At 56.6% G+C, this 4494-nt stretch carries 2 protein-coding genes and 3 pseudogenes; 2 read left to right on the top strand and 3 right to left on the bottom strand.

The genetic code is table 11. The annotated features are described in order from the left end of the window. Positions 1-74: 74 nt before the first annotated feature. The 3 genes and pseudogenes from V8324_RS21200 to V8324_RS21190 all read right to left on the bottom strand — a co-directional run. The gene (locus V8324_RS21200; protein ID WP_336421882.1) at positions 75-716 is read right to left on the bottom strand and encodes a sulfotransferase family 2 domain-containing protein; all 642 of its coding nucleotides are present in this window, start codon (positions 714-716) and stop codon (positions 75-77) included. A 191-nt stretch (positions 717-907) separates the two neighbouring features. After that, positions 908-1194 (bottom strand): annotated as a pseudogene (locus V8324_RS21195) (integrase core domain-containing protein); the annotation flags it as partial. Beyond that, a pseudogene (locus V8324_RS21190) lies at positions 1177-1661 on the bottom strand (transposase); the annotation flags it as partial. The pseudogenes V8324_RS21195 and V8324_RS21190, both read right to left, overlap by 18 nt. Before the next feature lie 108 nt (positions 1662-1769). Here V8324_RS21190 and V8324_RS22530 point away from each other — a divergent pair. Together V8324_RS22530 and V8324_RS21170 are read left to right on the top strand one after the other, a co-directional pair. Continuing rightward, positions 1770-2885 (top strand): annotated as a pseudogene (locus V8324_RS22530) (IS110 family transposase). A 144-nt stretch (positions 2886-3029) separates the two neighbouring features. Continuing rightward, positions 3030-3800, top strand: a complete 771-nt coding sequence (locus tag V8324_RS21170; RefSeq protein WP_336421878.1) for a hypothetical protein — start codon at positions 3030-3032, stop codon at positions 3798-3800. The last annotated feature ends 694 nt before the right edge of the window (positions 3801-4494 follow it).

Below are 4494 nucleotides of genomic sequence, written 5' to 3'. Positions count from 1 at the left end.
CGGTAGCGGGCGAGGGATGGCTTGCTCATACAGCCCGTGTAACCGCATGGATTCACGATGTGAATCGTCAACAGTCAAAGTTGTGCAACAACGCCCGTTCGATCATCGAAAAAATCTCTGTAGTCGTCGTGTCTTAAGATATTTCTTTTCCTTACCAAGGTGGGGTCTATATCAATTTGTGAAGAAAGAAACTCTATACCCTCATCTAGTGCTTCCACAAAAAATACCGCGTCCACTGCAAGCTTTCCGTCGGGACCTATAATTGTTTCATATTGTTGCCGGGTTATATGCCTGTAATTGTGCCCGAAGATAGAAGGTAGCCTCCTCTTGCTACCCATGATCTGATTTTGCAGGGCTTTGCCCGCTTTCAACGAAGATCGTCTGAAATGCTCTTTTGCATAGTGATAGCGTGCCGAAAACGACAGACTGCCGACAAGATCTTCAAGAAAGCTTTCATTGGGGAGGTTCAGCAAGACATCTTCGATACTTCTATTTCGCGTTGATCGAAGATACTTCCACCCAGAAACGAATCGATCCCAAGGATTACGAATAACCGTGAATTTGAAAGACTCCGTAATCCTTGAATCTGTGTTCCAGTTCGGGTCCAAGATACCATCGTTGAACTCCGCTGTCGCGTCAGGAAATAGAGTTTTTATCGAGGTTCCAGCAGCTTTTCGCTGATGAACAAAGATACATTTCTTTTCAGCAGAGTACATTGAAATTCTCGGGTTTTGAACACTGATATTGGTCTCGGTTTTTGGCCGGCTCGCAGCTAGTTGACTATGGATCGGGGATACGTATTAGGATGCCTTTTATGATCACAACGTGTGTTGGCATGGACCTCGTAGGGGGTCAAGGTACCAACGGCGAATGCGGTCGTGGATCTTGCGCCCGTTTCACCGGACACTCAGGCGGTTTCCGTTCTATCTGCAATGAAACGCGGTGCGGGTGCCATTTCGCTGCGCGGTCTTCGGTTCAGCCCTGAGTGCGGATGGATCTCGTCGTAATACTCGAACCGGCCATCGATCAATCCGAGTGCGGTTTCCGCATCCGGTAGGGGCGTCACGCGCACATAGTCGCGCTTCAGCATGTTCACGAAAGATCCCGGCGGCCATTGTTCTTGAGGCTCTTGACCGGTGTGAAGCAGGATCGCAGGCCGAGTTGCCGGGCGAAGATATGCACCTGGCACGCGATCAGGTTGCCGCATGTATTCTTTGATGATGTGACGCTTGCGTCCGTTCCGTGATCCGCTTGCCTGCATTGAACCGGGCAAGTGACGTGTTTCCAGAGCTTTTCACACGCTGGCTGTGCACCACACCGGCAGTGGGCCGGGCGTCTCGGTCTGCGGCCTTTCGGGCGGCAGGGACCAGTTCGCGGTTCATTCCGACAAAACGCCCATCGTCGCGCCGTGTTTAGAAATAATACCACAACGTCGATGCCGGTGGAACGTTCTTGGGCAAAACCAACCACGGGCAGCCCGCAGCGGCAAGATACTGGATTGCATCCCGGATACGGCGCAGGTCAACGCCTTGCGGTCGCCCGAGCCTGTGCGGGCCCGATGGAAGCCGGCCAACGATGGCCCATGCCGCATCCGTCAAAGCACAGGGATGTCGCGTCGCACTGCGCGTATTCTGCTCTCGAGTGAGTTCAGTCGAGGCCATGTTGATCTCCTGTCAGCTTCATATCTGACCTGATGCGGTGGATGTCCCCCCCCAACGGCATCTTTCATGCCATGACGGTTCCGTATGAACCGGACGGAGGGCGCAGTTATGACTACGAAGATCAAAATGTTGGCGATTGACCTGGCGAAGGGCAGCTTTCAGGTCTGTGCGGTTACGGCGGATGGGGCGGTTCCATACAACCGCGTGATGTCGCGAACCCGGTTGGCGGCACTTCTTGCCGTTCAACAGGCGTGCGTGGTGGCGATGGAGGCCCGCGCCACCTCGCATCACTGGGGCCGGGTGGCGCAGTCCCACGGTCACGAAGTGCGTCTGGTGCCTGCGGCGTATGTGAAGCCGTTCGTCAAGCGCCAGAAGAATGACCGGGCGGATGCCGAGGCCATCGCGGAGGCGGCCATGCGCCCGACCATGCGGTTCGTGGCGGTCAAGAATGCCGAGACACAGGGCCGTGCGTCGTCCATCGGGCTTGAACCGATGGCGCCCTGAAGGACGACCGTTTCGGACACATCGATGCGTGGTCCGGCAGCGCACGCAGCTAATCAACGTCCTTCGCGGGCATGTGGCCGAGTTCGGGCTGGCAGCGCCGAAAGGGCCAGCAAGCCTGAAGGTTCTGGAGAACGCGCTGGAAGACCAGACCAGCGATCTGCCCGTCCCGGTCCGGGCGATGGGGGCGATCCACGTCGAGCAGATCGCGAGGCTGACAGAGGTGATCGAACGGTTGGCGGACGAGCTCGATGGGACGTCAAGGACAGTTGCGCAGCTGCATCGGCTATGCACCATTCCCGGGATCGGCCCGGTCACCGCCGGCGCTCTCGCGGCGTTCGCACCGGATCTCGATACTTTTGACAGTGGACGGAATTTTGCAGCGTCGTACTGAAAGCGCGCCTTTGGCGTGACGCTCGGCCTTGTGCCCCGACAGAGGTCCACGGGCGGCAAGGCCAGGCTGGCTCTGTCAGCAAGATGGGCCGGACCGACATCCACCGACTGCTGATCGTCGGTGCGATGAGCGTGATCCGCTGGGTCGTCCGAAAGGATGGCAGCTCGAACCGCCGGCTCGCAGCCCTCGTGGCGCGCAAGCCCAAGATGGTCGCGGCCATGGCGCCGGCGAACAGTGAGCGGCGCAGCGTCACCGGTTCGAGCGCGCCGCGAACGGCCCGGATGATTCGGGCCATCACGACCAGGCAGGAGGATCATCGAATGGCGTGACCTGAAACATCGAAGATTATGCTTGCCAAACAGGGTGCATCCACACACGTCACCCATTTCCCGGCATAGCTCGGATGCGAATCCTTGCCCCTTTAATGCGCGTGGCTTATCAGGCGCGGAGCCGGTTTGACCAGGATACGTAACGTGACGAAAACTTCCGACGAGGTGGGCGAACGTCTTACTGAAATTGACATTGTTTGCTACCGGTGGGGTACGCTTTATTCGGTACAAGATGTGAACATACTACGCGCCTCTGTTGCGAGGCATCTCACGGTTCCGCACCGATTTCACTGTGTGACCGATGATCCCGCCGGGCTCCATCCAGAGATAGCCGCCCATCCGCTCCCCGACGAAGGTGTGGACGGTATCTGGCGCAAGCTCGGCACGTTCAGACATGACTTCCTCGGCCTCCAAGGGCGCCACGTCGTGTCGCTCGACATTGATATCGTGATTGTCGGTAATCTGGACTTCCTGGCCGAGCGGCCGGATATCGACCTCTGGATTGCGCGGAATTGGGCGCGCAAATCCGGGAGCGCGAAGGGAAGCGGCTCTGTGTACCGCCTGAAGGTGGGGAGCCATGTACAGGTATGGGAAGATTTCATCGCGGATCCCGCCGTTGCGGTCGAGACATATCATGGAAAGACACGGCAGATTGGTGAGCAGAACTGGCTTCAGCACAAGGTTGGCGATTTCACGTTCCTACCGGAAGGCAAGGTGGTCTCTTTCAAGCGACACTGCGGAGCGCGGGGGCGTAGGCTGCTTGGGATCGATACGTCCCGCTTCGGAGTGGCCAGGCCCCCGTCGAACGCGGCCGTGGTGTCGTTCCATGGGGACCCACTGCCGCGGGACGTGATGCACTCGCGGCATGGTCGTTGGCGGCGCGCACCCTTCGTTGCGGAGCATTGGCATTTGTAACTGTATGAATGTCGAAAGGGACACTTTTTTCGACCCGAGCGTCATGATGATATTCTGGGCATTTTATTATCGTTTCCCGTTAACGAAACCAAACCATGGGAATACAGTGAGTAACCATATGTGTTTCGACTTCGTGAGAACAGCCTGAAAAGAGTCTTACTCATTGAAGCATGTTTCACAAGTATCGCATTGATATGCGCCGCGAAATCGGCAGGACGGGTTGGTCCAAGCCTCAAGACTTAAGACCGTAAAGTCGGCTCCAACATTTGCGCGCATGCTCAAATTTACATTGGCACCCTGGCACGGGAGCCTACGAGTGTGTTGCAGACCAAAAAGGAAAGACCAAGACCCTTCAGGCGAGCGAGAACTAATTGTGAACATTATGAGGCTATGAGCGTCGACCTCTCGACAAGCTCACCAAGATCCGCGAAACTGCAACGCAGGTAGAGCGATCCATTACCTCAAACGGTGAAGCAGCAACATGATGACTATTCCGATTTCATACGTGCTCGATCGTGGCTTTGAGCGTTGCACGCTGGTATCTTTGTTCTCACTCCTGACTAATAGTGGAACTCACCATGAAATTTCTCTCTTCTGCGAGGCATTGTTGCAGAACTCAGGCCTGAGGTATGACTTCCCCTTACCCCACTGAGGTCAGCCCACGCGAGCGATCTCGGCGGTGCCGAGGGCGTTG

Origin of the sequence: Roseovarius sp. D22-M7, assembly GCF_037083785.1 — a bacterium.
In the GTDB taxonomy this organism is placed as follows: Bacteria; Pseudomonadota; Alphaproteobacteria; order Rhodobacterales; family Rhodobacteraceae; genus Roseovarius.
This window is presented reverse-complemented; position numbering and strand designations above follow the sequence as displayed.

What these genes read in the sequence shown, in the direction of transcription:
- V8324_RS21200 (WP_336421882.1), bottom strand. Translation starts at nt 716, where the DNA reads ATGTACTCTGCTGAAAAGAAATGTATCTTTGTTCATCAGCGAAAAGCT.